Raw genomic sequence first — 22,722 nt, forward strand, 5'->3', positions numbered from 1 at the left:
TTACGTGTTGTTAGTTAAACCAGAGCGCCAATTCACGAGCAGCAGATTCTGGAGAATCTGAACCATGAACAAGGTTTTGCTGAACAGCAAGACCCCAATCGCGTCCAAGGTCACCACGGATAGTTCCCGGAGCTGCAGTTGTGGGATCAGTCGTTCCGGCAAGGCAGCGGAAACCTTCGATGACACGGTTGCCAGCAAGTCGAATAGCCACAACAGGGCCTGATTCCATGAAACTTACCAGCGGTTCATAGAAGGGCTTGCCCACGTGTTCTTCGTAGTGCTTACCCAAGAGTTCACGATCTGCTTGTACGAGTCGAATATCGACCAGTGCATAACCTTTCGCCTCAATGCGGCGAAGAATTTCACCGGTTAATCCGCGTGCAACACCGTCTGGCTTGACGAGGACGAGAGTTTCTTCAATTGTTGTCATCAGTTTTCTTTCTTTTGTGAATCAAGTTTCGCTCCAGTTGTCATAGCGAAAGTCCAAATTGCAGCAAATATTGCTCCAATCAAAAACAGCATGGTGACGGCAAATCCTGCCAATACGATGACCAGCTGAACGGCCCAGCCGAGAATGAAAGCCCATTTGTATTTGGTCATGAGGCCGATAGCAGCAAGCATGAGTACACAGACTGCTGCTCCCCCACCTAAGGCCAGCGCTGGTGGCAGAGCTCCCAAACCAAATATGGTCAACGAGGCTAGCCCAACCACAATGAGTTCGAATCCGAGAACAACTTGTCCCAGTGATGCTTGGGCTGATCGACGCTGAGGCGTGAGGAGGGTGTTCACAGCGTCCACCCCTGTGACTCTTCCGCAAGACCCACAGTGAGTCCCACTAAGGTGATGGAACCGGTAACCACTACTGCTCCCTTGTCTGAATTCGCTGCATAACCGCGGGCCATCGCCAGTGCAACCACAGGATCGGGTTCAACCACAACCTTGTCATCGCCGACTTTATCTGCGACCAAGAATCCGAGGTCACGAGCAGAACGTGAACGTTCACTGGGAGCGCTGGTGACAATAAACCTCGTGGCGCACTGCGCCAGTGCATCAATGATTCCTTCAGCATCTTTGTCCTCAAAGATTGCCAGAACTATTGTCACATCATCAAAAGTGAAATAGGTGGAAAGAGCACGCGTAAGGGATTGAGCACCATGAGGATTGTGTGCCGCATCAACAAGGACAGTGGGTTCTGAAGCTACAAGTTGCAAACGACCAGGAGACGTTACAGTTGCACATGCTTCAGCAAGGACTTCTTGCTCTAATGCTTGTGATGCTCCGCCTAAGAATGCTTCAACAGCGGCTATGGCCAAAGCAGCGTTTTCAGCTTGGTGGTCGCCATAGAGCGCGAGAAAAATGTCTTCGTAACGCCCGGCTGCACCTTGAATGGTGACCATCTGTCCACCCACAGCAACCGCACGCGACACGACAGCAACAGGGTTGCCCACTTCTGGAATATCTGTTGTTGAAACGAAGGTGAGTGTTGACTCTGTGAGGTCGACTGCCTCTTCAAGCACTGCTCGAACAACAGGATTCTGAGCTGCTGAGACAACCATGGAAGACGGTTTGATGATGCCTGATTTGGTGCGTGCAATGGCATCTAAATCTTTACCAAGTCGATCTGTGTGATCGAGGGCAATAGGTGTGAATACTGCCACTGCTCCGTCTGCAACATTGGTGGAATCCCATTCCCCACCAAGTCCGGCTTCGACGATGGCAACATCAACTGGTGCGTCTGCGAATGTGCCATACGCCAAGATGGTCATCACTTCGAAGAAAGTGAGACGAGGTTCTCCCTTAGATTCCAACTCTGCATCGACGAGTTCAACATAGGGCTTCACATCAAGCCAGTTAGTAACCAAGACATCGTCCCGAACAGGAACTCCATTAAGGAGTATTCGTTCGTTGAATGACACAAGATGCGGCGAGGTAAACACACCAGTGGACAAACCATAGGCTCGAAGAATTGACTCGATGAGGCGAGCAGTGGTGGTTTTTCCGTTCGTTCCTGCAATGTGAATGATCGGATACGCACAGTGGACATCACCCAGGAGTTCAACCACTCGTCGAGTTGGTTCAAGCCGAGGTTGTGGATTGCCCTCCCCTAGTCGGACAGAAAGTTCTTGGAAAACTAACTGTGCTGCTCGGGAATATTCATCCATCTCCGCAGGATCAAGACCGTCATAGTCATCATCTGAAGAGAAGTCACCAGAGGCAAACCCTTCAGGTGTGAGGTCATCTCTAGACATTGACTACTCGATTCACGCGAGATACTGCTACAACAAAACTACCTTCGTTCGCATACTGACCGGCAGGTATGAGAGCAAAATGTTCTGGTGCAATCTTGAGGAACCCAGGAAGCCATTCGGCAGGTGAGACTTCTGCGAAACCTGTTAGTTCTTTATGGAATTCTGGATCGTGAACACCAAATTCCACTGCCAATGTGTCCGCAGCGATATCTGCATCTGTTTTCAGCTTGAGTGCATAAGCATCTGCCGGTGAGAAACAGAAAATGTTGAGATGAATTCGGTCTGTAACCTCAAAGCCAGCAGCCTTGCGTGTGTCTTGCACTGCGCGAATAACATCACGAGCTAAACCTTCTGCTTCAAGTTCTGCAGTGGTCTGAGTATCAAGTAGGACAAAACCACCGGCTGGAAGCAATGCCAGCGCTCGTGCTCCCTCAGATCCATCACCAGTTTCTAAGGTGAGTTCGTATTCCCCTTCAACTAGCTCAACACCGCCAGCAGTTACAACGCCGTCAACTTCAGACCAATCACCTGCCTTCGCAGCTTGAATGATGTGCTGCACTTGTTTGCCCAGTCGAGGACCAGCTGCACGAGCATTCACCGACAACTTTGATGTAATGCCATATTCAGCAGCGGATGAGTCGGTGAGTTCAACCAGTGAGACGTGCTTCACATTGAGCTCATCACGCAAGATGTCACTGAAGTTTTCGAGTGCGTCAGCATGTGCAGAAACAACGGTGAGGTCTGCCAGTGGCAAACGAACACGAAGGCCAACCTTCTTGCGAAGCGCAAGAGAAGCTGAGGTTATTTCTCTAACAGCATCCATAGTGTTGACAAGCTCGGAATCAGCTGGGAACGCGGTTGAATCTGGCCAATCTTCGAGATGAACTGAACGCCGGCCGGTGAGACCCTGCCAGATGTTTTCAGTTACCAACGGAAGCAGCGGTGCTGCCACACGACACAGTGTTTCCAGAACGGTATAAAGAGTGTCGAATGCCTCGTGAGCTTCAGCACCACCAGTCCAGAAACGATCACGTGATCGACGCACGTACCAATTGGTCAAAACATCTGCAAAGGCACGCAGTGACTCAGCTGCATTAGTTGAATCCAAAGCGTCGAGTTGGCCTTGTACTTCTTCAATGAGGTCACGAGTCTTAGCCAACAAATAACGATCGAGAACATTGGTGCTATCCGTGCGCCACTGTGCCTCGTAGTTATCTGCGTTGGCATATAGCGAGAAGAAGTAATAGCTATTCCACAGAGGCAACAAGAGTTGTCGAACACCCTCACGGATGCCTTCCTCGGTCACAATCAGGTTTCCACCACGTAACACTGGCGAGCTCATCAAGAACCACCGCATGGCATCTGAACCATCGCGGTCGAATACTTCTGAAACATCTGGGTAGTTACGCAGAGACTTTGACATCTTCTGACCGTCATTACCGAGAACGATTCCGTGAGAAACCACGTTCTTGAATGCTGGTCGATCAAAAAGTGCCGTTGCCAAAATGTGGAGGGTATAGAACCAACCACGTGTTTGACCGATGTATTCCACAATGAAATCTGCAGGGTTGTGGCTATCGAACCATTCTTGATTCTCGAATGGGTAGTGAACCTGCGCAAATGGCATTGAACCTGAATCGAACCACACATCCAGCACATCCTCAATGCGACGCATAGTGGACTGCCCAGTGGGGTCGTCAGGATTTGGTCGAGTTAATTCATCAATGAAGGGGCGGTGCAGATCTGTGGGGCGCACACCAAAGTCTGCTTCGAGTTCATCAAGTGAGCCATAGACGTCAATTCGTGGATATTCAGGGTTATCTGACTTCCACACCGGGATAGGTGAACCCCAGTAACGATTACGTGAAATTGACCAGTCGCGAGCGTTAGCAATCCACTTGCCGAATTGCCCATCCTTCACGTTTTCGGGAACCCAATTGATCTGCTGGTTGAGCTCTTCCATCCGGTCGCGGAAGGTTGTAACCGAGACAAACCATGATGAGACAGCGCGATAAATCAGTGGTTGACGACAGCGCCAGCAGTGAGGGTAGCTGTGCTCATAGGAAGCCACACGGATCAAACGACCTTGTTCTCGTAACAGGTTGGTCAGCGGCTTATTAGCCTCAAAGACTTGCATTCCCGCTACCTCTGTGAAGCGAGAAAGGAACTTGCCACCGTCATCAACAGAGACACGAACACCAATTCCAGCAGCTTCACACACTTTCTGGTCCTCTTCACCATAGGCAGGTGCTTGGTGAACAATTCCAGTACCGTCAGCGGTAGTGACATAGTCTGCGACGAGAATTTGCCAGGCGTTACTTTGGTATTCCTCGTCATCGGCGTAGTAGTCCCACAGTCGGTCATATGCCACACCCTCAAGGTCTTTACCTATAACCGTGGACTTCACAGCTTCTTTCGCTGAAGCTGCATCTTCATAACCTAAGTCTTTGGCGTAGTTCCCCAACAGATCCTGTGCGATGAGATAGTAAGCTGTTGCGCTGTTGGCACCATCTGAGGCACCGTTCGGACCGGCAGGGACTACGACATAGTGAATCTCTGGACCTACTGCTAACGCAGCATTGGTAGGCAAAGTCCACGGCGTAGTAGTCCATGCGAGGGCACGAACACCCGAAAGACCCAAGGACTGAGCCTTGTGGCCAGACAGCGGGAACGTGACTGTAACGGACTGATCCTGACGCATCTTGTACACGTCATCGTCCATACGAAGTTCGTGGTTAGACAGCGGGGTTTCATCGTTCCAGCAGTATGGAAGTACACGGAATCCTTCATATGCGAGGCCTTTTTCATAGAGACGCTTGAAAGCCCAGATCACGGATTCCATGAAAGAAATATCGAGGGTCTTGTAATCGTTTTCGAAGTCAACCCACCGAGCTTGACGAGTTACATACTGTTCCCATTCGCCGGTATAGCGAAGAACTGAAGAACGAGCTTCTGCGTTGAACGCAGCAATGCCCATCTCCTCGATTTCTTCCTTCTTGGTAATGCCCAATTGGCGCATTGTCTCAAGTTCTGCAGGAAGTCCGTGGGTGTCCCAACCAAAACGACGGTCAACCTTCTTTCCGCGCATGGTTTGGTAACGAGGGAAAAGATCTTTGGCATAACCGGTGAGAAGGTGCCCATAGTGTGGCAATCCGTTGGCAAAGGGTGGTCCGTCATAGAACACCCACTCATCTCCGTCAGCACGCTGATCAATAGAAGCTTGGAACGTATTGTCCTGCTCCCAGAACGCAAGAATCTGTTCCTCTATGGCAGGAAAAGAAGGAGAAGGTACGAGTTCGTTCTGTTGTCCAAATGCATTACGGCGGGGATACGTCACGTGAGGGCTCCAGTTGTGTGTAAAAAACTGTGCCAGGACGAAATTTCTTCCGCGGTACCACCTGAACTTGTGGGAAATCCCACCACTTGTTCATGAGCAATAACGGGCTCGTCCCGTTCGGTTCTACTGAGTCCGAAGACTGTTCTTCCGAAGACTCCCCGGTGATAGCCGGATCGTTGTCGTTACTCAACATTGTATCGGCTTTAGTACAGTAGAAACATCACCATTTGAGGCATCAAGCCAGATTCATGAAGTATCTGACATTGACACGATGCCGCCCATAGAGAGCGAGTTATACCTATGTCCATTACGCCCGCAAACGTTCCTGATAAGCCGGCACTGGAAGGTCTCGAATCTCTCTGGGACAAGACCTGGGAAGAGTCAGGTCTCTATCGCTTCCGCAGGGATGGGCAAACACGCAGCAGTGTCTTTTCAATTGACACTCCTCCCCCCACAGCGTCAGGTTCGCTCCACATTGGCCACGTATTCAGCTATACCCACACCGACGTCATTGCTCGTTTTCAGCGCATGCGTGGTAAAGAAGTCTTCTATCCTGCGGGCTGGGACGACAATGGCCTCCCCACAGAGCGACGTGTTCAGAACTACTACGGAGTTCGATGCGACCCAACTCTGCCCTATGTAGAAAACTTTGTTCCACCATTCGAAGGTGGAGACAACAAGAGCTCTAAGGCTGCGGACCAGCTGCCCATTAGCCGTAAAAACTTCATTGAACTGTGCGAAAAGCTCACCGTTGAAGATGAAAAGCAGTTCGAAGATGTCTGGCGTCAGCTCGGCCTCTCTGTTGACTGGACGCAGACCTATCGCACCATCTCTGACGAAACCATCACGACAAGCCAGCTTGCCTTCATCAACAACCATGCTCGTGGTGAGGCATACCAAGCGATGGCACCAACATTGTGGGATGTAACCTTCAGAACCGCTGTTGCACAAGCAGAACTAGAAGATAAGGAAATGCCTGGCGCCTACCACCGCCTGACTTTCCACAAGCCTGACGGCGGTCACATTGAGATCATGACTAGTCGTCCCGAACTTCTTCCTGCCTGTGTCGCTTTAGTGGCACACCCTGACGATGAGCGTTACAAGCCATATTTTGGCAAGACGGTAAAGACTCCCGTTTTTGGGGTCGAAGTCCCCGTACTTGCACACCACCTTGCACAGCCCGATAAGGGCACCGGCATCGCCATGATCTGCACCTTTGGTGACGTTACTGACGTGATTTGGTGGCGTGAATTGAACCTGATGACACGTGCCGTTATTGGTTTTGATGGTCGATTCGTTTCAGAAGCCCCTGAAGGACTTGACTCTCCCCAAGCTCAGGCAGCCTATGCAGAACTTGCAGGCAAGACTGCATTCAGCGCCAAAACCGCAATGGTTGAGATGCTCAAAGAATCAGGCGAAATGCTCGGCGAACCAGAGCCCATCATGCACCCCGTGAAGTTCTTCGAAAAGGGTGACAAGCCCCTCGAGATTGTTTCCACACGACAGTGGTACCTCGTCAATGGAGCGAAAGATGACCAGCTCAAGAAGAAACTCATTGATTTAGGTCAAGAAATGTCATGGCACCCCGACTTCATGCGTGTTCGCTATGAAAACTGGGTCAATGGACTCAATGGTGACTGGCTCATTTCACGCCAACGCTTCTTCGGTGTGCCCATTCCCGTCTGGTATCCACTAGATAAGGACGGTAACCCGGTATTTGATGAGCCCATCATCGCATCGCGTGATCTGCTTCCTGTGGACCCTTCTACAGATATCCCAGCAGGCTATGACGAGTCACAGCGTGGTATTCCAGGCGGATTCCAAGGCGAAGTGGACGTGATGGACACGTGGGCAACCTCAAGCCTCACCCCACAACTAGCCGGCGGCTGGGAGCGAGATGAAGAGCTGTGGAACCTAGTATTCCCCTTCGACCTTCGCCCACAAGGCCAAGACATCATCCGTACCTGGCTGTTCTCCACGATGCTTCGATCTGCCCTGCAAAATGGTGGCAAACCATGGACAAATGCTGCGATTTCAGGTTTCATTGTGGATCCAGATCGCAAGAAGATGTCAAAGTCAAAGGGCAATGTTGTTACTCCCGCCGACATGCTCGACCAACACGGTTCTGACGCTGTGCGATATTGGGCAGCAACTAGCCGTCTGGGAACTGATGCAGCATTCGATCCTCAGAACCCTACCCAGATAAAGATTGGTCGCCGTTTAGCAATCAAGCTCCTCAACGCGTCAAAGTTCATTCTGGGTTTCACTGCACCTGCAGATACCAAGATCACCAATCCGCTTGATTTGAGCATGCTCGAAACCCTTCATGAGGTTGTTCGAGAAGCGACCGTAGCACTTGAGAACTATGACCACGCGAAAGCGTTGGAAGTAACTGAGCACTTCTTCTGGACTTTCACCGATGATTACCTGGAACTAGTGAAGGAACGTGCATATAACGAAGCACATCCAGAGCAAGCATCTGCGGCAGCTGCTCTCAACAAAGCATTAACGGTTTTCTTGAGACTGCTTGCACCCGTTTTGCCTTTTGCTGCCGAGGAAGCATGGTCCTGGTTCCACGATGACAGCATCCACCGCTCATCATGGCCAGCTCCTGGTACGGATGTCATCGGAAACCCCGAGATTCTGAAGGCCGCTTCCGAAGCACTGATCGGTATTCGTCGCGCCAAGACAGATGCAAAAGCAAGTCAGAAAACAGAAGTGACAACCGCAACTATTGCTGCACCAGAAGCAACCATTTCACTTTTGGAAGCTGCTCAGGACGATCTCATGGCAACCGGACGTATTGCATCATTGAACTTTGTTGAAGCCGATGAACTCAGTGTCACAGACATTGAGCTAGCGCCTTCAACTGAAGCAAGTGAGTAACCATGCAACTGGGAACAAGATGGAGGGCACACTCCCCTGCGCCTAGTTCACTTTCACAGGATGTGGTTTCTCACATTCTTGAAGTTGAAAAAGATCTTCAAGGACTAACCCAAGACACCACTACCTGGTTTTGGACACTTACATATCTCGAAAACAGGCCCGTCGTTCAACTCGATGACGGCACCACAATTCGTGTTTCTCCAGACGGGGAAATCACGATTTCACAGGAAGGTTAACGCACCCATGGCAAACGAAACAGCAACAGCACCCCGCGACTGGACACTCACCTTGATTCTGTCCATCTTTGTGGGAACCCTCGGAATTGACCGCATGTTCATCGGCAAGTGGGGCACTGGAATCCTCAAGCTCATCACCGGTGGTGGACTGGGCGTGTGGTGGATTATCGACATCATCATCATTGCCACGGGCAACATGCGGGACAAGTGGGGCCGCGAGCTCGTCAAATAATTTCTCGAAAGTAAAAAAGTAATGCCCCTCGCCGAGGGGCATTACTTATTAGAAATCTATTCAGAAGCTTCAGTTTGCTGCTTCGCTATTTCAGCATGAACAGCTTCCATATCTAATGCTTTGACCTGTGAAATGAGATCATCCAGTGCAGCCGGAGGAAGTGCACCTGCTTGGGAAAAGAGCAGAACTCTTTCCCTAAACACCATGAGTGTCGGAATGGATTGAATCCCTGCAGCCGCAGCTAGAGACTGTTCTGATTCGGTATCCACCTTGCCGAAAACGATCTGAGGATCCTTCTCAGATGCTGCCTCAAATGTGGGTGCAAACATTTTGCAAGGGCCACACCAATCCGCCCAGAAATCAACAATGACAATGTCGTTATCAGTAATTGTTGAATCAAAATTATCTGCTGTGAGTTCTACGGAAGCCATCTTTCAAGCCTACGCTCTAGCGCCTCGGTGTATCTCAGCCAGCCACAAACTTTTCATGACTACGGATTTCGGATTTATATTGACCAAATTTCACTGATTCCGTTGAGGAAAACTCGGCAAACTCATCAAAAGATTCCGATTCGAGGACTAGAGTAAAAAGCAGTTACCGGAAAGTAATACGTAACTTCATGAACCTCAAAGAAGAGAGATATAGATGCCCGAGTCTTTTGTTCCCGGTGCTCCTGAGGGACGCGTCGCTCTAAAACGAAACCTAGGAATGTGGGCAATCGTTGCTCTTGGCCTGGGTTACATGACCCCCACGGTTGTTTTTGACACCTTTGGTATGGTCGCCGAAGGAACTAACAACGTTGTTCCACTGGCCTATCTAGTTGCTTTGATCGTGATGGTATTCACCGCGATTAGCTACGGCAAGATGACCTCACAGTTCCCCTCTGCTGGATCTGCTTATACCTACGCCAAAAACGCCATCCACCCCAACGTGGGCTTCATGGTGGGTTGGACGTCCATGCTGGACTACATGTTGCTACCACTGGTGAACATCATCATTGTCGCCAGCTACATGGAATCTTTCTTCCCCGACATTCCTGGCTGGGTATGGGTTGTTGCCTTCACGGTTCTTGCCACCGCAATCATCTACATCACCATGCGTGGTACGTCTAACACAAACACAATCCTGCTCATCATTGCTATCTTGGCAATGGCGTCCTTCGTGGTTGTTGTTATTGGTCAGCTTCTCGGTGGTGCCGGTGACGGTACTCTCGTCACCATTAACCCCTTCTATCACGAGGGTGTTGACTTCGGAGCAGTACTGCTTGGTGCAACAATCGTCTGCTTCAGCTTCATCGGCTTCGATGCAGTAACCATGTATGTCGAAGAGGCTCGCACCCCCAAGGTCGTACCTCGTGCGATCATGCTCACCGTGTTGATTGGTGGTGCGATCTTCATCGTGACCGCTTACTTCACTCAGGCACTCTTCCCCGACTGGAACATTTTCGCTCCTGGCGGTGACCGTCAATACATGGATGACTCTACACTCCCCATCATTGGTGAGCTCGTTGGTGGTCAGACCATGAAGATCATTCTGACTGCTGCAGGCTTTGCTGCAACGATTGCGTCACTGCTTGCCTCGCAAGCATCTGTTGCCCGCATGCTGCTGGTGATGGGACGTAACAACGTTCTCCCCCGCAAGTTATTCGGTTTCGTCAACCCCAAGACTCAGACCCCAACCTTCAACGTTATTCTTGCAGGTTTGGTTTGCTTGACTGGTGTTGTCTTGACTCTTGCGGACATCGTCCACTTCATTAACTTCGGTGCTCTCGTTGCATTTAGTTTCGTGAACATCTCAGTTATCGGATGGTTCGCAATCCGTCAGGGTCGCCGCCACACCGGTGGAGATATCTTCAAGTTCATCATCATGCCTTTGATTGGTCTTGCAATGACCATCATCCTGTGGGTCAACCTCTCCCCTGAGGCCCTCACTGGTGGTCTGATTTGGGCTGGTATCGGTCTGGTCTGGCTCGCAATCCTGACCAAGGGCTTCCGCACCCAGGTTGCTGGATTCGATGAGGCTCAGCCTGTAACCGGATTCAACAAGGTTGTGAAGTAACAGTCTCAACAAAGAATCCCCGCCACGAAAGTGGCGGGGATTCTTGTTTATCTAGTGAAACTATTTATGCCTTCTTAAGTTCTTCAGCTACCAAGAATGCGAGCTCCAACGACTGCATGTGGTTCAGTCGAGGATCGCAGAGAGACTCGTAGCGGCTCTCTAGGTCCTTCTCATCGATCTGCTCAGAACCACCGAGACATTCGGTGACATCATCACCAGTGAGCTCCACGTGGACTCCACCAGGGAAAGTACCAACCTGACGGTGAGCTTCGAAGAAGCCCCGTACTTCATCCATCACGTCATCGAAACGACGAGTCTTGTATCCGTTAGGCGTTGTGATGCCGTTTCCGTGCATGGGGTCAGTAATCCAAAGAGGATTTGCATCACTAGCTTTGACCGCTTCAAGAAGCGGTGGCAAAGCTTCGCGGATCTTTCCTGCACCCATACGAGTGATGAAGGTGAGGCGTCCTGGTTCACGGTTGGGGTCAAGCTTCTCAATGAGAGCCTTAACCGTGTCGATGTCAGTGGTGGGTCCCAGCTTGACACCAATGGGATTACGAACACGAGAGAGGAAATCAACGTGTGCTCCGTCAAGTTCACGCGTGCGCTCACCGATCCAAACAAAATGTGCACTCGTGTTGTAAGGGGTGCCCGTGCGCGAGTCAATACGCGTCATTGGACGTTCGTAGTCCATCAGGAGTGCTTCGTGAGATACGAAGAATTCGGTGGTCTTCAAAGCATCAAAATCCGCACCGCAAGCAGCCATGAACTTAATTGCGCGGTCAATCTCATTAGCCAATGCTTCATATTGAGCGTTTGCTGGATTCTTTGCAAAACCCTTGTTCCACGAGTGAACTTCACGCAGGTCTGCAAAACCACCGGTAGTGAAGGCACGAATAAGGTTCAGTGTCGAAACTGCAGTGTTGTATCCCTGCACAAGGCGCTCAGGGTTTGCTTCACGACTTTCAGGCGTGAAGTCATAGCCGTTGACGATATCTCCACGGTAAGCAGGAAGGGTGATATCGCCACGGGTCTCAGTGTCACTTGAACGTGGCTTGGCAAATTGACCTGCCATACGCCCCATCTTGATGACAGGCATCTCAGCAGCGTAGGTAAGAACGACAGCCATTTGAAGAACTGTCTTGATGCGGTTACGGATCTTGTCAGCAGTTGCACCTGCGAAGGTCTCTGCGCAGTCACCACCCTGGAGCAAGAATGCCTTACCTTGAGCAGCGAGGGCAAGACGATCACGAAGAGTGTCGACTTCACCTGCAAAGACAAGTGGAGGGTAGCTAGCGAGACGCTCTGAAGCATTCTGAACAGCCGCTGCATTAGGCCATTGAGGCTGCTGCTTGATGGGGAGCGTGCGCCAATAGTCCAGACCCTCGATGACAGACTTGTCAGCGATGATATTGGGCTCATTTTGGCTAGCCACGAAGGTACTCCCCTAGTAATGGGTGTGTGATGGTGTCATCACAACAACGAATATTTGTCTTGATGGCACTCAATTACTCACAATGCCAACAGTTAAGCCTATCTTGCGTTAGCGGGGCGCTTTTCACGCACAGATGAAGCGTAAACATCCTCATACTGCTGGCCTGAGAGGCCAGCAAGCTCATAGATAATCTCGTCGGTGACAGAGCGCAGGATGAAACGGTCACCCTCCATGCCTTGGAATCGTGAGAAATCTAGAGGCTTTCCAATAATGATGCCGGTACGACGAAGCTTGGGCCATTTAGCACCAATAGGCATGACCTTCTCCGTGTCGATCATTGCCACAGGAACAACAGGAACACCTGATTCCAGAACCATACGAGCGATACCAGTGCGTCCGCGGTAAAGCTTTCCATCGGGAGAGCGGGTTCCTTCGGGATAAATGCCAAGCACACGACCTTCGGCCAAAACACGAAGGCCCGTGTTCAGGCTCGCTTCTGAAGCCTTGCCTCCGGAGCGATCAATGGGCAGCATTCCTGTGCCCTTCATAAACCACTTGGTTGCCCAGCCCTTGAGGCCTTTCGTGGTGAAGTATTCGCTTTTGGCCAGAAATACCATGTCTCGGTCGATGCAAATGGGAAGGAATACAGAATCAACGAAGGAGAGGTGATTACTGGCGAGAATGACAGCACCATGCTGAGGGATATTGTCAGCACCGGTAATCCACGGACGGAAGATGCCTTTGAGCAACGGTCCGGCGATGACGTTCTTCATCAGCCAATAAAACATATGTGTAGCTTACCGTTAGAGCTTTTCTGCGTGCTTACGTGCAAGGTCTGCAGCTCCTACTACCCCTGCATCGTTGGCCAGCTGAGCAATACGGAATTCAGGTTCTGGATGGTAGCCCTGCGCAGAAAGATTAGTCAGAAATGACTCTCGAATGGGTTGGAGTAAATGCTCACCTGCAGCAGCAACACCACCACCAATGACATACACCTGAGGATCGAGTACTGCAGACAAACTCGCACAAGCAATACCTAACCAGCTACCCAGAGTTTCTAATGCTCTCCAGGCGGCAGGGTCCCCATCTTCCAGAAGCTTTTTGCCTTCGTTCGCATCAAGCGCTGGGTTGCCTGTTTCTTCGCGAAGGTAGCGAAGCAAAGCTCGACCTGAGCCGTAAGACTCAATGCATCCGCGCTGGCCACAGCCGCATTCCAGGCCATCAGGTTGCACGCGAAGATGACCAATTTCAGCACCCGCACCAAAGCCGCCAGTAAACAATTCACCATTAGCAATAATCGCCCCGCCTACGCCCGTGCCGATAGTCAGCATGGTCATGTGTGTGAATGATTTCCCTGCACCGAAGCGATATTCCGCCCACCCAGCAGCATTGGCATCATTTTCGATGACGATAGGGAGATTTATTCGTGCCTCAAGTTTGTCTTTGAGGGGCTCATTACGCCACGCAATATTGGGCGCGTAGTACACAGTTGATTGCGCAGCATCAATAAATCCTGCGGCTGCGACTCCAGCTGCCTTAACAGGATTGCCCTGGCTTAATTCCTGGATGAGCTCAACAATGGAATCTTCCATCTGTTGTGCACTGTGTGCTGGTGATGGAACTTGACGTTGTTCCAGTATTTCCCCCAGGTCATTGACCAGGGCTCCAGCAATTTTGGTTCCCCCAATATCGATGCCAATGGAATACACAGGAGACTCCTAGTTGAGAGCTAGACGGAGGGAAAGGTTGAACTACTAAAGTGTAGTTAAGACAAAGGAGTTTCCCATGGCACAGAGCGTCATTCAGTTTGATACCCCCGCCCTCGTCCCAGCAGATCCTCAAGCAAACACCACGCAAGTCTTGCTTGATCGAGTTCGAGAAACTCCTCACAATGCCCTCTTTTCCCTGCCTGTTGACGACGGCTGGAAAGACGTCACTTCCACTGAATTTCACAACCAAGTTGTTGCTTTAGCAAAAGGTTTTATTGCCAGTGGAATCAAACAAGGTGATCGTGTTGGTCTGATGTGTAAGACCCGCTACGAGTGGAGCCTGATTGACTTTGCTATGTGGTTCGCCGGCGCCGCTTTGGTACCCATTTATGAAACGAGCGCGCCTAGCCAAATCCAATGGATATTGGAAGATTCTGAAGCAGTTGCTCTCATCGTTGAGACCCCCGATCACCTCAAGAGATTTGAAGAAATCCGTTCTGACGCCCCCTTCGTTCACTCTGTATGGCAAATAGATGCTGGTGACCTCGAGGCACTCGTCATTGCAGGAACCGGCATTTCGGATGCTGAAGTAGAAGAACGTCGTTCATCACTTCACGGTAGTGACCTTGCAACCTTGATTTACACCTCGGGTTCGACCGGCAAGCCCAAGGGCTGCGTCCTCACACACTCCAACTTCTTGGAGTTAGCACGCAATGCCCGAGCTGCCGTCCCCGAGGTGGTCAACCCACAAGCCTCCACCCTGCTGTTCATCACCACAGCACACATTTTTGCTCGCTTTATTTCCATCCTCGCCATTGAGGGTGGCGTTAAAGTTGGCCACCAAGGTGACACTTCGCAGTTGCTGCCAGCTATGCAGTCTTTCAAACCAACCTTCCTGTTGGCTGTTCCCCGAGTTTTCGAGAAGGTCTATAACTCAGCAGAACAGAAAGCAGAAGCAGGCGGTAAGGGCAACATCTTCCGTGCTGCCGCGAAGACCGCCATCGAATATTCCAAAGCAGAGATGACCGGTCATATCCCCTTTGGACTCAAACTCAAGTTTGCTGTCCTAGACAAACTTGTTCTCTCCAAGCTCCGTGCAGCGCTGGGTGGTCGGTGCGAATACGCCATTAGTGGTTCTGCTCCACTAGGCGATCGTTTAGGACACTTCTTCCACGCACTCGGTTTAGTTGTTTTGGAAGGTTATGGCCTGACCGAGACAACAGCACCAATCTCTATCAACCTGCCATCCAAATTCGTCATTGGTACCGTCGGCCCCGCATTGCCCGGTTGTTCTGTTCGTCTGGGCGAAGATGGGGAAATCGAAGCTGCTGGCATCAACGTATTCAAGGAATACTGGAAAAACCCACAGGCAACTGCCGAATCATTCCATGATGGTTGGTTCAAAACTGGTGACATCGGTGAAATCGATAAGGACGGTTACATCACCATCACTGGTCGTAAAAAGGAAATCTTGGTCACCGCTGGTGGGAAGAATGTGGCTCCAGCCTTCCTCGAGGATCCAATTCGTGCAAACCCTGTCATCAGCCAAGTAGTGGCTGTGGGCGACGCAAAACCCTTCATTTCAGCTCTGATTACTCTTGATCCAGAAATGTTGCCTATGTGGCTGACAAACAACAAGCTAGATCCGTCGATGTCTCTTGCTGAAGCAGCTCAAAACCCTGTTGTTATTGCAGAAGTTCAAGCTGCTGTAGACCGCGCTAATGCTCGTGTTTCTCGAGCTGAATCGATTCGAAAGTTCACCATTTTGCCGATTCTGTTCACTGAAGAATCTGGTCACCTGACCCCGAAGATGAGCATCAAACGCAATGTCATTGTCAAGGACTTTGCTCAAGAAATTGAGGCAATGTATGCAGGCGCCTCAGGAGCAGTGGACTAAAACCAGTCACTCTCGCGCACTTGGCGCATAGCTTCTTTTCGAGTGGGCTGATCAAGACGATCGAGATAAACCATGCCGTCGAGGTGATCACACTCGTGCTGCAAGGCTTGGGCCATCAGCCCTTCCCCCTCGAGCACTAGGACGTTGCCGTCTAAATCAATTCCTTCGACCTTGGCATAGGGGAAACGCGGAGTCCTGAACCAGAGGTTGGGGATACTCAGGCATCCTTCTTCAACCAATTCAAGTTCGCCCTGAGTCTCAACTATTCGTGGGTTGAGTATGTAGCCAACGTCTCCATGGACGTTGTAACTGAATGCGCGAAGCCCTACGCCAATTTGTGTTGCGGCAACTCCAGCGCGTCCTGGAATCTTGACTGAGTCCAGTAAGTCTTCGACCAGAGCACGAATCTTCTCGTCAATGACGAGAATTTCCTCTGTAGGTGTCTTTAGAACTGGATCGCCAAAGATTCTGATGGGACGTTCAGTCATTGCAACAGCGTTGTTTAGAGTCCGTCAACAACCAAGGAAGCCAATTGACGTGCGGCTTCTTGTGTCTCTGGCTTAAGCTTCTTGAAATCGATGTAAGAACCTGCGGCGAGCATCGCGTCATATGGAACGCGAACTGTCTCACGAACGCGTGACTTGAAGTGATCTTCAATTTCACGAAGCTTGATCAAGTTAGTTCCTTGCGTTGCAGTGTTGATAGCCACGATGGTGTTCTTCACGAGATCGCCGTAACCGTTTGATTCAAGCCAAGTCAGTGTTTCAGACGCCAGGCGCGCTTCGTCAAAAGAACCGCCAGAAACGATGACGAGACCGTCAGCTCGCTGCAGGGTTGCACCCATCACAGAGTGAATAATTCCCGTTCCACAGTCTGTCAGCGCAACGGAGTAGTACCGGCTAGCTAGATCGGCAACGATGTTGTAGTCGTTCGCCCCGAAAGCCTCTGAAAGAAATGGGTCGGTGTCAGATGCGAGAACATCAAGACGAGTCTTGTCACGGTTGACGTACTCGGAGAAATCGTTGAAGGTAAGAATCTTCGCAGCTTCCGATACAAGGTCACGAACTGTCTTTTCCGTGGTCTTGTTGAAACGTTCTGCAAGAGTTCCACGGTCAGGGTTGGCGTCAATGGCAAGCACGCGGTCTTCACGTACCAAGGCCATTGCCATACCCAAGAGGGTGGTGGTTGTCGTCTTGCCCACGCCACCCTTACGAGTGAGCACAGGAACAAACTTGGTGCCACCAGTCAAGGGGCGACCGATACTTGCATCTAGAGCTTTACGGTGGCGGGTTACAGGTGAATCACCGAGATTAACGGCATGGAACGTAACGTCATAGACGAACTTGTTCCACCCCTCAGTGGGCTTGTCACGCTTCTTTTTTGCATCCAATACACGCTCAGGCGTGAGCATGGAAACAGGTTCTGGCTTGGTTGAGGGCTCACCCGAGAGACGATCACGGCGTGTAGGAAGTGAACCAGTGTTTACGTCCTCATACTCTTCCACAACGATCTCTTGAACTTCCGAGACGACATCGTCATATTCCGGAGAAGTCACAACGGGATTTTCACCACTGAGTACGGCGCGCAAAGATGCTTCCATATCTGAACTCACGCTGCTCGTGAGAGAAACAGGAACTGCGGGAAGAGAGATGGAGGAAACTTCTGGGGCTTGTTCCACAACACGCTCTGTGTTGGTGGACACTTCAGAGATGCGCTCAGGTGCGGACTTCTTTGCTGCAGCCTTCTTTTTTGAAGTTGGTTTGCTAGCTGAGTTCTTCGGTGTTTCCGTGCTCACGAATAAATCCTTTAGATTGGCAACCTTGACAGTCTACAGAAACAACTTAGGCCTCGAAATATTTCAAGGCCTAAGTTCTTGGGGTTACCAAATTAGCTTTTTTTACGACGCAACCAGAGCAACACAGCACCAAGGCCAACCATTTGAAGAGCAATAACGCCTGCAATCCAGCCGGTAGAACTTAGACCAGTATTTGCAAGACCAGATGAATTTGTAATTGAGTAAGCACTTCCCGCAGGAATCAAACCCGCCCAGGTAAATCCAGCTCCACCAGCTGGAACTATAGGTGAAGTTGAACCATCTGCAGAAAAATACGCGTCATAGGTAAAGGTGTAACCATCTGGCGCGATGAAAGTAACAGTCCAGATACCTTCAGGGACACTTGGAAAAACAAAAGTTCCTGAAGCATCAGTTGAAAGTGTTCCAGTATAGGCAGTCACAGGGCTTGCCCAAACGTTTGAGGCAAGCATAACTGTTCCACCCTTGAGCTTCTTAGAATTATTTCTCTTCAATACGGGAGTTGTGACATATGGATTTCCGTCAGGATCCTTGAGTTGAACAGTTACCCCTTCGGCGGGAAGTTCACCATTGTCCTGAAGTCCATTGTTGTTCAGGTCGTACCAAACAAGTCCAGCAATTGCCTGGGTAAGTCCATCAAAGTTCTGACGTGATCCGCCTGGGCTTGCTGGTGGCACTGTTACAGGAGGAACTGGCCCTTTAGGCACTGGGGGCAAATCTCTCATTGTGCTTGGTGAAGAAAGATTTTCAGCGGCATCTTCTTCGGCAGATTGTTCTGTCAAGTCTGCAAGTACATCAGAAGGATTGACTCCAGCAGCAACCTCAGAGTTGTAATACTCTTTTGCACTCATCTTCCGGCATAGACCGTAGCCGGAACCAGTTCCGAAGTAAATGGCCTTACCTGAAGTTGTCCAGTTAACGCCGTTATAGGTTTTTGCCGGAGGACCGTCAACAGTAAATGGAGGAATAATGTCTTGCCAAGTTTTGGCATTAGAAGCATAGTTGAAATTTGGGTCGAAAACGTTTGGGTTACCTGCATCAAGGTTATTGTGCTGTGTTCCAGCATGGTCACCTGGAGCATTTCCTGAACCATCAGGTTGATTTAAGGGACCATCTACAGATGCCTTAGCAACCGTAATCATTCTGTAAGGATTAGTAGTTGAGTGAGTTCGGTGACAAATAGTTACCTTTGCAGGCTTCACGCGAGGTGTTGCATTTGCAGCACCTGCCGGAGCCACTACAAGGAAGAGGCTCGCAATAACCGATGCCACAAGCACCATTGCTTTGGCACGACTCGAAAATACGGTGTTGATTGAGCGAATACTCACGAAACTTCCTTCAAACAGGGAAAAATCCATTAACCTACAGGGGTTATTCCCTACTCTAGACCGAAAGTCGACAAATGAGTAAACGTTAAATCAACTATTTTTCATAAAGTGATTAGTTCGCTGGAGTTATAGGAGTAATGACAACAATGAGGTCACCAGCTTCAACCTGCTGAGATCTACTAAATGAAACTCTCTCAACTCGTCCTGTAATTGTTGCGGTAATTGCGGCTTCCATCTTCATTGCTTCGATAGACGCAACAGGATCACCAGCTGCAACTGTTTGACCCGGCTCAACCTTGACAGTGACCACACCGGCAAATGGTGCAGCAACGTGTCCGGCCTCGGTGAGATCTGCCTTCTCTGCACTCTTGGTGCTGATTTCAACAGAGCGGTCTCTTACAAAGACAGGGCGTAACTGACCATTGAGGGTAGTCATCACCGTTCGCATACCCTTGGGGTCCACTCCACCAATGGCTTCGAGTCCAACATAGAGTCGAACACCACGACCGAGGTCAACTACGTGCTCACTGCCGGATTCCAGACCGTAGAGGTAGTCGACAGTGTCGAGGACGGAAACATCACCAAAGGTCTCACGAACTTGTTCAAATGCCTTTGTGGGCACAGGGAACAAGAGGCGGTTCAAAGTTGCACGGCGAGATGCAGAGTCACCAGAGAGTCCCGAGTGGTCAGCTTCAGACAAAGGAGCAATCTGAATATTGATTGTTTTGCCTTCGAGAACCTTCGAACGGAATGGTTCTGGCCAGCCGCCTGGGATATCTCCCAATTCTCCGGCCATAAATCCAATGACTGAATCGGGGATGTCGTACTTCTGAGGGTTCGCTTCGAAATCAGCTGGGTCTGCCTTGACGGCAGCCAAGTGCAGAGCAAGGTCGCCCACAACCTTCGATGATGGTGTCACCTTAGGAACGCGACCCAGAATTCGGTTCGCGGCTGCATACATGTCTTCGACCATTTCGAAGTCATCTGCCAGACCCAGTGCAATTGCTTGCTGGCGGAGGTTAGATAGCTGTCCACCAGGAATTTCGTGGTGATACACACGACCCGTGGGAGCAGGCAAGCCTGATTCGAATGGCTTGTAGATGTTACGAACAGCTTCCCAGTAGGGCTCGAGGTCGCAGACACTGTCCAAGTTCAAACCTGTGTCACGCTCAGTGTTTGCTAGAGCAGCAACCAGCGCGGAGGCGCTGGGCTGACTTGTCGTTCCAGACATGGGTGCTGATGCAACGTCAACAGCATCTGCACCGGCAGCAGCTGCGGCAAGCAGGGTTGCCAGCTGGCCACCAGCAGTGTCATGGGTGTGAACGTGGACGGGAAGGTCATAACGCTCACGGAATGCTGCTACTAACTTTGCCGCCGCTGCAGGGCGCAGCAGACCAGCCATGTCCTTGATGGCCAGGATGTGAGCACCAGCAGCCACAATCTCATCTGCAAGAGAGAGGTAGTAGTCGAGGGTGTATTTATCCTCGGCAGGATCCAGCAGGTTACCGGTGTAGCAGACAGCGACTTCAGCAACAGTTGTGCCTGTTTCGAGTACTGCCTCGATTGCAGGTCGCATTTGGTTGACATCATTGAGCGCATCAAAGATACGGAAGATATCAACCCCAGTTGCTGCAGCTTCTTGAATGAAAGCCTTCGTTACTTCTTCAGGGTATGGGGTGTAGCCCACAGTGTTGCGGCCACGAAGAAGCATCTGGATTGCCACGTTAGGCAATGCCTCGCGAAGTTTCGCGAGACGATCCCAAGGATCTTCTCCCAAGAATCGCAGAGCAACGTCATATGTAGCCCCGCCCCAGGCTTCAACTGAGAGTAGTTCTGGTGTCATTCGCGCCACATATGGTGCAACGTTGACTAAGTCCTTGGTGCGAACGCGAGTAGCCAGCAGAGACTGGTGTGCATCTCGGAAGGTTGTCTCGGTGACTGCCACAGCCTTTTGCTGTCGCAATGCTTCAGCAAATTTCTTAGGACCAAGTTCGAGAAGACGCTGACGGCTTCCTGCAGGAGCAGGAGTACTCAGGTCAATGCGAGGCAATTTTGCCTTGGGGTCTGCACCGGTCGGACGTGGCCCGTTGGGCTTGTTGACGGTGACATCAGTAACCCAGTTGAGAATTTTGGTGCCACGGTCCTTGGACTCACGTCCCGTGAGCAGGTGTGGTCGCTCATCGATGAAGCTCGTGGAGAGGTCTCCTGCTTTGAACTGTTCATCGTCGAGAACACCCTGAAGGAACGGAATGTTCGTGGAGACACCACGGATACGGAATTCAGCCAGTGCACGACGAGAACGATCGACGGCAGCTTCATACGTACGACCACGGCATGTGAGCTTGACCAGCATGGAATCGAAGTGTGGGCTGATCTGTGAACCAGGGCTGACCGTTCCACCATCGAGACGGATACCAGCACCACCGGGTGAGCGGTAGGTTGTGATCTTGCCAGTGTCTGGACGGAATCCCTGCGAAGGGTCTTCTGTCGTGATTCGGCACTGCAGGGCGAAACCACGGACGTGAACACTTTCTTGGTGAAGACCAAGATCCGCAAGACTCTCCCCTGCCGCGATACGCATCTGCGACTGAACCAGGTCCACATCAGTGACTTCTTCGGTAACGGTGTGTTCTACCTGAATACGGGGGTTCATTTCAATGAATACATGCTGACCGGCACGTTCACCTGCTGTATCAACCAAGAATTCGACAGTTCCAGCGTTCTGGTAACCGATAGAACGAGCAAATGCGACGGCGTCACGGTGGAGTGCTGCACGTAGTTCATCTGAAATGTTGGGTGCTGGCGCAATTTCGACAACTTTTTGGTGACGGCGTTGCACTGAGCAGTCACGCTCAAAGAGGTGAATGGTTTCACCTTGACCATCGGCAAGAATTTGAACCTCGATGTGACGAGGACGAAGCACAGCCTGCTCCAGGAACATTCGGCCATCTCCGAACGCACTTTCTGCTTCACGCATTGCTGCTTCGAGTGCTGGACGAAGTTCGTCCATGGTTTCCACACGACGCATGCCGCGTCCACCACCACCGGCGACAGCCTTGGCGAAGATGGGGAAACCAATTTCGGCAGCCTGCTCCAGCAGGTGTTCGATATCAGTGGTTGCTTGAGTGGACTTGAGTACTGGTACACCAGCTGCAATAGCGTGGTCTTTTGCCGTGACCTTATTTCCGGCCATTTCCAATACGCGGGCAGGTGGGCCGATAAAGGTGATGCCATTGTCCGCTGCAGCTTGTGCGAGCTCAGGGTTTTCTGAGAGGAAACCGTAGCCAGGGTAGATTGCGTCGGCGCCGGAGAGCTTGGCTACACGAATGATTTCATGCACATCGAGGTATGCACGTACTGGGTGACCTGGTTCACCAATCTGGTATGCCTCATCCGCCTTTTGGCGGTGAAGAGAACTGCGATCTTCCTCAGGAAATACCGCAACTGTCTTGGCTCCGAGCTCAACTGCCGCGCGAAAGGCGCGGATTGCGATTTCGCCTCGGTTTGCAACCAGAATTTTCTTGAACATGTGACCCCTTCGA

17 protein-coding genes are annotated in these 22,722 nt (G+C 50.9%); 5 read left to right on the forward strand and 12 right to left on the reverse strand.

What is annotated here, in order from left to right; all coding sequences use genetic code 11:
• Positions 1 to 10: 10 nt before the first annotated feature.
• The 4 genes from ndk to ileS are packed head-to-tail and all read right to left on the reverse strand — an operon-like array spanning position 11 to position 5,586.
• The gene (ndk, locus tag M2120_RS02240) at positions 11 to 430 is read right to left on the reverse strand and encodes a nucleoside-diphosphate kinase (RefSeq protein WP_280797099.1); all 420 of its coding nucleotides are present in this window, start codon (positions 428 to 430) and stop codon (positions 11 to 13) included.
• Entirely contained in the window at positions 430 to 798 is a 369-nt protein-coding gene (locus tag M2120_RS02245; RefSeq protein WP_280797100.1) for a DUF4233 domain-containing protein, read from the reverse strand. Before M2120_RS02245 ends, ndk begins: the two co-directional genes overlap by 1 nt.
• The gene (locus M2120_RS02250; RefSeq protein ID WP_280797101.1) at positions 786 to 2,249 is read right to left on the reverse strand and encodes a bifunctional folylpolyglutamate synthase/dihydrofolate synthase; all 1,464 of its coding nucleotides are present in this window, start codon (positions 2,247 to 2,249) and stop codon (positions 786 to 788) included. Before M2120_RS02250 ends, M2120_RS02245 begins: the two co-directional genes overlap by 13 nt.
• Positions 2,242 to 5,586 carry an isoleucine--tRNA ligase gene (gene ileS / locus M2120_RS02255; protein ID WP_280797102.1) on the reverse strand — a complete coding sequence of 1,115 codons (3,345 nt, stop codon included), beginning with the start codon at positions 5,584 to 5,586 and terminating at the stop codon, positions 2,242 to 2,244. The genes M2120_RS02250 and ileS overlap by 8 nt, the downstream gene beginning before the upstream one ends.
• A gap of 300 nt (positions 5,587 to 5,886) precedes the next feature.
• Here ileS and valS point away from each other — a divergent pair, with 300 nt between their 5' ends.
• From valS to M2120_RS02270, 3 genes are all read left to right on the forward strand, one after another.
• On the forward strand, positions 5,887 to 8,472 hold the full coding sequence (gene valS, locus M2120_RS02260) for a valine--tRNA ligase (RefSeq protein ID WP_280797103.1): 2,586 nt from the start codon (positions 5,887 to 5,889) through the stop codon (positions 8,470 to 8,472).
• Between the two features lie 62 nt (positions 8,473 to 8,534).
• Positions 8,535 to 8,708 carry a hypothetical protein gene (locus tag M2120_RS02265; RefSeq protein ID WP_280797104.1) on the forward strand — a complete coding sequence of 58 codons (174 nt, stop codon included), beginning with the start codon at positions 8,535 to 8,537 and terminating at the stop codon, positions 8,706 to 8,708.
• Between the two features lie 7 nt (positions 8,709 to 8,715).
• Complete coding sequence (locus M2120_RS02270; RefSeq protein ID WP_280797105.1) at positions 8,716 to 8,940, forward strand: TM2 domain-containing protein; 225 nt, start codon at positions 8,716 to 8,718, stop codon at positions 8,938 to 8,940.
• A 56-nt stretch (positions 8,941 to 8,996) separates the two neighbouring features.
• Here the strand turns inward: M2120_RS02270 and trxA are convergent, their stop codons facing one another.
• Positions 8,997 to 9,371, reverse strand: coding sequence for a thioredoxin (gene trxA, locus M2120_RS02275; protein WP_280797106.1), 375 nt, complete (start codon positions 9,369 to 9,371; stop codon positions 8,997 to 8,999).
• A 277-nt stretch (positions 9,372 to 9,648) separates the two neighbouring features.
• Here trxA and M2120_RS02280 point away from each other — a divergent pair, with 277 nt between their 5' ends.
• Positions 9,649 to 10,998 (forward strand): APC family permease, encoded by a 1,350-nt coding sequence (locus M2120_RS02280; protein ID WP_280798146.1) that lies wholly within the window; start codon positions 9,649 to 9,651, stop codon positions 10,996 to 10,998.
• A gap of 64 nt (positions 10,999 to 11,062) precedes the next feature.
• Here M2120_RS02280 and M2120_RS02285 read toward each other — a convergent pair whose 3' ends face one another.
• The 3 genes from M2120_RS02285 to M2120_RS02295 form a co-directional block, all read right to left on the reverse strand.
• Positions 11,063 to 12,433, reverse strand: a complete 1,371-nt coding sequence (locus M2120_RS02285) for a class II 3-deoxy-7-phosphoheptulonate synthase (protein WP_280797107.1) — start codon at positions 12,431 to 12,433, stop codon at positions 11,063 to 11,065.
• A 98-nt stretch (positions 12,434 to 12,531) separates the two neighbouring features.
• Positions 12,532 to 13,221: a lysophospholipid acyltransferase family protein gene (locus tag M2120_RS02290; protein WP_280797108.1), complete on the reverse strand. Its 690-nt coding sequence runs from the start codon at positions 13,219 to 13,221 to the stop codon at positions 12,532 to 12,534.
• Between the two features lie 15 nt (positions 13,222 to 13,236).
• Positions 13,237 to 14,142 (reverse strand): ROK family glucokinase, encoded by a 906-nt coding sequence (locus M2120_RS02295; RefSeq protein ID WP_280797109.1) that lies wholly within the window; start codon positions 14,140 to 14,142, stop codon positions 13,237 to 13,239.
• A gap of 76 nt (positions 14,143 to 14,218) precedes the next feature.
• Here M2120_RS02295 and M2120_RS02300 point away from each other — a divergent pair, with 76 nt between their 5' ends.
• Positions 14,219 to 16,039 carry an AMP-dependent synthetase/ligase gene (locus tag M2120_RS02300; RefSeq protein WP_280797111.1) on the forward strand — a complete coding sequence of 607 codons (1,821 nt, stop codon included), beginning with the start codon at positions 14,219 to 14,221 and terminating at the stop codon, positions 16,037 to 16,039.
• Here the strand turns inward: M2120_RS02300 and def are convergent.
• The 4 genes from def to M2120_RS02320 all read right to left on the reverse strand — a co-directional run bounded on the left by def (position 16,036) and on the right by M2120_RS02320 (position 22,709).
• A complete protein-coding gene (def, locus tag M2120_RS02305; protein WP_280797112.1) occupies positions 16,036 to 16,527 on the reverse strand; it encodes a peptide deformylase in 492 nt (163 codons plus the stop codon). The two genes, M2120_RS02300 and def, sit on opposite strands and share 4 nt — an antisense overlap.
• A gap of 14 nt (positions 16,528 to 16,541) precedes the next feature.
• The gene (locus tag M2120_RS02310; RefSeq protein ID WP_280797113.1) at positions 16,542 to 17,834 is read right to left on the reverse strand and encodes a MinD/ParA family ATP-binding protein; all 1,293 of its coding nucleotides are present in this window, start codon (positions 17,832 to 17,834) and stop codon (positions 16,542 to 16,544) included.
• A 92-nt stretch (positions 17,835 to 17,926) separates the two neighbouring features.
• A complete protein-coding gene (locus tag M2120_RS02315; protein ID WP_280797114.1) occupies positions 17,927 to 19,180 on the reverse strand; it encodes an SdrD B-like domain-containing protein in 1,254 nt (417 codons plus the stop codon).
• 112 nt (positions 19,181 to 19,292) lie between these two features.
• Positions 19,293 to 22,709, reverse strand: a complete 3,417-nt coding sequence (locus M2120_RS02320) for a pyruvate carboxylase (protein WP_280797115.1) — start codon at positions 22,707 to 22,709, stop codon at positions 19,293 to 19,295.
• Positions 22,710 to 22,722 lie beyond the last annotated feature (13 nt).

Source organism: Aurantimicrobium minutum (assembly GCF_029893825.1).
In the GTDB taxonomy this organism is placed as follows: Bacteria; Actinomycetota; Actinomycetes; order Actinomycetales; family Microbacteriaceae; genus Aurantimicrobium; species Aurantimicrobium minutum_C.

What these genes read in the sequence shown, in the direction of transcription:
- ndk (WP_280797099.1), bottom strand. Translation starts at nt 430, where the DNA reads ATGACAACAATTGAAGAAACTCTCGTCCTCGTCAAGCCAGACGGTGTT.
- M2120_RS02250 (WP_280797101.1), bottom strand. Translation starts at nt 2,249, where the DNA reads ATGTCTAGAGATGACCTCACACCTGAAGGGTTTGCCTCTGGTGACTTC.
- valS (WP_280797103.1), top strand. Translation starts at nt 5,887, where the DNA reads ATGTCCATTACGCCCGCAAACGTTCCTGATAAGCCGGCACTGGAAGGT.
- M2120_RS02270 (WP_280797105.1), top strand. Translation starts at nt 8,716, where the DNA reads ATGGCAAACGAAACAGCAACAGCACCCCGCGACTGGACACTCACCTTG.
- trxA (WP_280797106.1), bottom strand. Translation starts at nt 9,371, where the DNA reads ATGGCTTCCGTAGAACTCACAGCAGATAATTTTGATTCAACAATTACT.
- M2120_RS02280 (WP_280798146.1), top strand. Translation starts at nt 9,649, where the DNA reads ATGTGGGCAATCGTTGCTCTTGGCCTGGGTTACATGACCCCCACGGTT.
- M2120_RS02290 (WP_280797108.1), bottom strand. Translation starts at nt 13,221, where the DNA reads ATGTTTTATTGGCTGATGAAGAACGTCATCGCCGGACCGTTGCTCAAA.
- M2120_RS02300 (WP_280797111.1), top strand. Translation starts at nt 14,219, where the DNA reads ATGGCACAGAGCGTCATTCAGTTTGATACCCCCGCCCTCGTCCCAGCA.
- def (WP_280797112.1), bottom strand. Translation starts at nt 16,527, where the DNA reads ATGACTGAACGTCCCATCAGAATCTTTGGCGATCCAGTTCTAAAGACA.
- M2120_RS02320 (WP_280797115.1), bottom strand. Translation starts at nt 22,709, where the DNA reads ATGTTCAAGAAAATTCTGGTTGCAAACCGAGGCGAAATCGCAATCCGC.